Annotated in this window: 5 protein-coding genes; 4 read left to right on the top strand and 1 reads right to left on the bottom strand. The window is 39.6% G+C overall.

Annotated features, from left to right (window positions below):
• The first annotated feature begins 233 nt into the window (after positions 1-233).
• Both JOD18_RS04125 and JOD18_RS04120 read left to right on the top strand, forming a co-directional pair.
• A complete protein-coding gene (locus JOD18_RS04125) occupies positions 234-839 on the top strand; it encodes a class I SAM-dependent methyltransferase (RefSeq protein ID WP_204667664.1) in 606 nt (201 codons plus the stop codon).
• A gap of 146 nt (positions 840-985) precedes the next feature.
• The gene (locus JOD18_RS04120; RefSeq protein ID WP_204667663.1) at positions 986-1,882 is read left to right on the top strand and encodes a phosphotransferase family protein; all 897 of its coding nucleotides are present in this window, start codon (positions 986-988) and stop codon (positions 1,880-1,882) included.
• A gap of 37 nt (positions 1,883-1,919) precedes the next feature.
• On the opposite strand, the gene JOD18_RS04115 is transcribed toward JOD18_RS04120, so the two are convergent.
• Entirely contained in the window at positions 1,920-2,888 is a 969-nt protein-coding gene (locus JOD18_RS04115; RefSeq protein ID WP_204667662.1) for a helix-turn-helix transcriptional regulator, read from the bottom strand.
• 136 nt (positions 2,889-3,024) lie between these two features.
• Here JOD18_RS04115 and JOD18_RS04110 point away from each other — a divergent pair, with 136 nt between their 5' ends.
• On the top strand, positions 3,025-5,262 hold the full coding sequence (locus JOD18_RS04110) for an ATP-binding cassette domain-containing protein (protein WP_204667661.1): 2,238 nt from the start codon (positions 3,025-3,027) through the stop codon (positions 5,260-5,262).
• Between the two features lie 437 nt (positions 5,263-5,699).
• On the top strand, positions 5,700-6,401 hold the full coding sequence (locus tag JOD18_RS04105; RefSeq protein ID WP_204667679.1) for a serine hydrolase: 702 nt from the start codon (positions 5,700-5,702) through the stop codon (positions 6,399-6,401).
• Positions 6,402-6,434 lie beyond the last annotated feature (33 nt).

Below are 6,434 nucleotides of genomic sequence, written 5' to 3'. Positions count from 1 at the left end.
AAAATTAATAAAAAATCAAGTACAGCAATGGGTGGCAGGTTTACCTAACTATATCAAGGGTTACTTGTCTATTTCAGTGTGCGAAAGTTGAGTTATCGTCAAATGCTTATTGGCCAGAATTTGACCAGAAACGATTTTCCAAAAGAAACAGGATGGTTTCAAATCAGTTGTTGAACTAATCAGGAAGAACTCATCCATGGTTTTATTAAAATAAATAAGGAACGGGGGATGACATGGATCGCAAATCATTAATTAAAAAATTCGATAAACAGGCAGAAAAATATGATAAACGACGGAAAAATGACCAGCTATATAAATTTCGTCAGCGTATTTTTCCAGAAGCCGAAGGAAAGGTGTTGGAAGTTGCTATTGGTTCTGGGCTTAATTTTCCCTGCTACAATAGCAATATTGAATTGACAGGGGTGGATTTTAGCAGCGAAATGTTGAAAACAGCACAGCATGCGGCAAAGGATTACCCTTTTTCAACAACACTGATCCAACAAGATGTCGAAACGATGGAATTTGCAGAGAACAGTTTCGACACAATTATATCTTCTACTAGTCTATGTGCCTATCAACAGCCTGTCGCTGTCCTAAACAACTTTCAAAAGTGGTGTAAGCCAGAAGGGAAAATACTGCTATTGGAGCATGGTATTAGCACAAGCAAATTTTGGGCTGGAGTGCAAAAATTCGTCGATCCTTTGTCAGTAAAAGTGGTAGGGTGTCACCAGAATAGAAATATCTCTGATATTGTAAAAAAATCTGATCTAAAGCTTGTGAGAGAAGAGCGTTACTTGGCAGGTTTTTTATATTTAATATGGGCTCAACCATGTCAATAAAGTGAAACGTCGTTCCAAGGAACGTTAGTTGAATCAACCGGTCAGTTACTGGCTGTTGGATCTCCTGCTTAGACATGACGTGATTTCTTGAAGTGGGAGTCATACAGCCAGCTACACTGCGATAAAAAGAGAGGAGGTGTTGGTAAATGAAAACAACCATTCCTAAAGATAGAGTCAAAGCTTTCTTAGAAAAACGCTGGGGAACTATTTCTGATTTTTGTCAGCTGACGGAGGGGCTGTCTTCTCAAGCATTCGGGTTCAGATTTGATAAAAACAACTATGTCATTCGAATCAATACAGCTATCGATGGCTTTAAAAAAGATGCGTATGTTAGTCAGATGTTTCGCAGTGAGTCACTTCCGATTCCAGAGGTTGTCGAAGTGGATTATATGAAAAATGGTAAGGCATTTTGTATTGCCAGAAAGGCTGATGGCATCAGAATTCAAGATCTGGAGGTGGAGGAACTCCCGCAAATTACTAAATCTGTGGTTGATGTGGTTGGAGCAATCGCAAATGCTGATTTAACAGGAACGAGTGGATTTGGAAGATTTAATTCAAAAGGGGAGGGAGCCTTTTCAAGTTGGAATGCCTTTCTTCAAAGTATCTGGGATTCTGCGTATTACGATTGGAATCGTGTTCATAATCAGTTAGATAGGCATACGATAGAAAAAATGTTTACTTGTATGGCAAATTTAAACAAGTATTGTCCGGAGACGCGCACCTTAATTCATGGTGATTTTGGTTCTTACAATGTGTTAACAGATAAAAGCAGTATCACAGCAGTAATTGACTGGGATTTAGCACTTTTTGGCGATCCGTTATATGAACTGGCTACCCTTCTTTTTTGGAACGAAGATCATATGACACACGTAAGGGAAGAGTTGCAACTAAGGGGTAATACCAATTATGCTTCAGAGCGGCTTTTATGTTACCAGCTGCATTGCGGACTCCAGGAACTTTATTGGAGTACCGCTAATCAAGGTACGGATGCTCTATTGCCATGGATAATCAATCGGTGCAAGACACTTATTCAGCAAAAGTAATTACCTATTTTCTGCATGGAATTAGGAACAACAAATATTACGTTTGTTTGCTGTAAAACGTTACCGTGGCTTTAGCCATTTCAAGGATGTTCTGGCGTAATTCTATCGGCTCGATTACTTTTATTTGATCGGCGAATCCCAGGATATATCCCTTCGCTTCGTCTTCCGTTTCAAATGAAAGTCTGACAGTGATCCAGCTGTCTTGCTCCTTATTTTCCATATCAATAATTTGCACAAACCGTCCGGCAAATTTTAGCCGAGTTAGGATAGATGGCGATACTTCCACTGACACTTCATATCGAGGTAAATTTTTTATAAATGCTTTGGTCGACGAATCCCAATACTGAGCGAGGTTGAAACCCTTAGGTCTTTCAAACGTTTCCTCTATTGGAACGGCAGACCATATCCGTGAGGCCCGGTAATTTCGAATCTCGTCATTCTCTTTGGAAGCAATAAAGTACCAATGGCTTCCCTTGGCCACAAGTCCAAGTGGTTTGACTATGCGTTCATTTGTTTTTCCGTCCAAACGTTCATAGACAATTTTTAATTTATTTTCGTTCCAAATCGCTTCCTTGAGCACCTCAAAGGAGACCATTTTCTCTTTACGCTGACGCCATGTACTCATATCGACATGGATTCGATTCCAAACATTTTGTGCATTGTCACGGTAGACAGCGGGAAGGGAAGCGATTAGTTTATTTCTGGCTTCCTCAGATGTACGGGTCAAGCCTAAATCATCCAATAATTGTGTAGAAGGATGAATAAACAGCGTCCGGATTTCGGACTCCTTTAAACCTGTTAGATTAGTTCGATAATCCTCTAGTAATGACCAGCCGCCGTTTTTCCCACGTTCCGCTAAAACCGGAATACCGGTTCCGCTTAAGGCCTCCATATCTCGATAAATAGTTCGTTCGGAAACCTCCAGCTTTTCTGCTAATTCTTTTGCAGTCATTTGCCCGTGGGATTGTAATAATAACAGTATAGATACAAGCCGGTCTCCTCGCATCAACCTCACCCTTTTCATCGATTTATTATAACTATTTAATAAAATAAGACACAAGATGTCAAGAATAGTTATGTATAGTAATAATAGCACATGTATGCCAGTGCTATTATCCGTTATATAGGAGGTTGAGCAGAAGATGAATGAACATACTCATATCATCTTACGTGAAGTAAACGAAAATAATCTAAAGGCAGTTTCACTGCAAATTCCAAAGCGGAAAATCACTATATTTACAGGAGTATCAGGATCAGGGAAGTCATCAATAGTCTTTGATACCATCAGTAAAGAAGCGCAGCGTCAGTTAAATCAGACGTATACCACATATATTCAAAACCGATTACCGAAGTATAGTCAGCCAAACGCACTATCTATTGAAAATCTGTCTCCTGCGGTCGTGATTGACCAAAAACGTTTGGCCAGCAACTCACGTTCCACACTTGGTACAGTTACAGATATCTATTCATTGCTGCGCTTATTATTCTCACGTATTGGAAAACCTTTCATTGGTGAATCTGATATCTTCTCCTTTAACAACCCTAAGGGGATGTGTCCAGAATGTCATGGAATTGGACAGAAGGTTCAGCCCAATATAGAGAAGTTATTCGATCGAACAAAATCACTTCATGAAGGGGCCGTTTTGTTTTCTACGTTCTCCGTAGGGACTTGGTATTGGCAGAAACATTTAGTATCAGGTCTATTTGATCCAGATAAAAGGTTAATGGATTACACGAACACAGAGTGGCAAACGTTACTATATGGAAAAGAGAAAAAAATAGTCCTGCCCTTAACAAATGAACCCGTCAAGTATTTTGAAGGTGTGGTAGACCGGTTCAGACGTATGTACTTAAAAAAAGAGCTCCATCAATTATCAAATAACGTTAAAAAATTTATTACGATAGCACATTGCACAGCATGTAATGGTACGCGGTTAAATCAAGAAGTATTAAATTGCAAAATCGACGGTTATAATATTGCTGCGTTTGCTGCTATGGAAATAGGACAATTGACAAGGATAATCGAAACGATAAAGGAACCAATAGCAAAACCAATTACTTCCAATGTGTTAGGCCGGTTACAGACACTTACTGATATGGGTCTTGATTATCTTACACTGAACCGAACAACATCCTCGTTATCGGGTGGTGAATCACAGCGTGTGAAAATGATACGACATCTCAACAGCAGCTTGACGGATATGCTTTATATTTTCGATGAACCAAGTATTGGATTGCATCCCCGGGATGTACACAGACTTAATCAGATGCTGGAAAAACTTCGGGACAAAGGAAACACGTTGATTGTAGTAGAACATGATCGAGATGTGATAAACATTGCTGATCATATTGTCGATGTTGGCCCGCAGGCAGGAACAGATGGAGGAGAAATTGTTTATCAAGGCAGTGTTTCAGGATTATATGATACAGATACACTGACTGGGAGATATATGCGGATGGAACAGTCGATAAAAATAAACACTCGCAAACCCAGCGGGTACTTTCCTATTGTTGAAGCTTCCGCACACAATCTAAAGAACCTAACTGCTTCTATTCCAACTGGTGTGTTGACGGTAATTACCGGTGTGGCAGGGGCAGGAAAAAGCACATTAATTTTTAATGAGTTTGCAGCACAGCATCCAGAGGCGATTGTTATTGACCAAAAGCCTGTAGGTACCTCGATTCGCTCTAACCCTGCGACATATATCGGCATAATGGATGATGTTCGCGATGCTTTTTCACATGCCAATCAGGTAAGTAAATCACTTTTTAGTTTTAATTCAAAAGGTGCTTGCCCGGAATGTCAGGGAAATGGGGTTACTTATACAGATCTTGCGTTTCTTGAGGAGACGAGAACTACTTGTAAAACCTGCCGTGGAAAACGATTCAGAGAGGATGTGCTTCAATATAAGCTAAATGGAAAATCTATCTCAGATGTATTAGACATGACTGTATCTGAGGCGTTTCATTTTCTCAATGACGACATTTCTTCTCCTTTGCAAGCTCTATGTGAGGTAGGATTAGACTATCTAACACTAGGACAGCCGCTAAGCACTCTTTCAGGAGGAGAATGCCAGCGGATTAAACTGGCCGATGAGTTACAGCACAAGGGGCAAGTCTATATTTTGGATGAACCGACTACAGGTTTGCATATGTCGGACATTGACAACCTGCTGCACATCTTAAACCATCTAGTGGACAATGGAAGTTCTGTTATTGTGGTTGAGCACAACCTAGATGTGATAAAACAAGCAGACTGGATTATCGATCTTGGCCCTGATGGAGGACATAAAGGCGGACAAATTATGTTTGCAGGAACGCCTCTGCAACTGATCCAAGAAGGACAATCCGTTACAGCACAGTATGTGAGAGGAAAATAATCATGGTTCCGTACATTTTTTTCTAAAACTATAACGGCCAGAATTTAAAATAAGGCTGTTCCGTTTATTAACAGTTGCACTAGGAAGACATTACCCTTAGTATGAAGTTAAATGACCATATAATTGAAAAAATTGTTATTTGCTTGATGAAAGATGAAAATGAGGAAAATTGTAAGAAAGGTGATTACCGGAAAAAAATTATAGCAGGTTATGAACTGAAAAAATAAGGGGGCTTCCAGACAAATGAAAACACTAGACAATTTTAAAAAGAAGCTAAAAAAAAGATAAAGTGGATAGCACCCTTATTATGAGCAATCATACCGTGATAGTAGAATATTACCGAAATCAAAAAATGAAGGAAAAGCAGCACAAAACATATTCTGTTACAAAAAGTATTTTATCTATATTGATTGGTATAGCAATAGACAAAGGGATACATTGAACATATCAACATACCGCTAAGCAACTATTTTCCAGCATTAAGCAGAGACACAGGGAAACAGAAGATCACCATTAAGCACCTGCTAACCATGACGTCAGGGTTACAATGGCCGGGTAATAACGATATGATACCCAGCAAAAATTGGGTCGATTTCGTGCTCAGTCAACCCATTGATCAACCTCCTGGAAAAGAAATGGTCTACAGCTGCGGTTCTTCTCATTTGTTAAGTGCGATTTTACAAAAAGCTACTGGATTACATACAGAAGCGTTTGCCGAGAAGTATTTATTCACACCGCTTGGTATTACAAATTATAAGTGGAACTGCGATGGACAAGATATAACTATTGGCGGGTTCGGGTTAACGCTGACAACTGTGGATATGTCAAAAATCGGTACGCTATATTTAGACAAAGGGCGATGGAAAACCAAACAAATTGTATCCTCCCAATGGGTGGAGGAATCGACAAGTCCTAAGGTTAACGTTGATGAGAGTACTTCCTACGCTTATCACTGGTGGAATCTAACATATGACAATCAAATAGGCAGGATTTTCTTTGCCTCTGGACTGGAAGGGCAGTATATTATTGTTGCACCCGACTATCAATTGGTTACTGTTTTGACAGGCAGTATGAAAGATGAGACTTCAAGGCCTTTATGGTATATGAAGGACTATCTGCTGCCTTATGTTATCCAATAGAAATAGTATTTTTACAACCTGCCTGTAATTATT

Origin of the sequence: Gracilibacillus alcaliphilus (genome assembly GCF_016909015.1) — a bacterium.
GTDB lineage: Bacteria > Bacillota > Bacilli > Bacillales > Amphibacillaceae > Gracilibacillus > Gracilibacillus alcaliphilus.
Note: the sequence above shows the minus strand (reverse complement) of the source record. Positions and strands in the feature narration are given on the sequence as shown.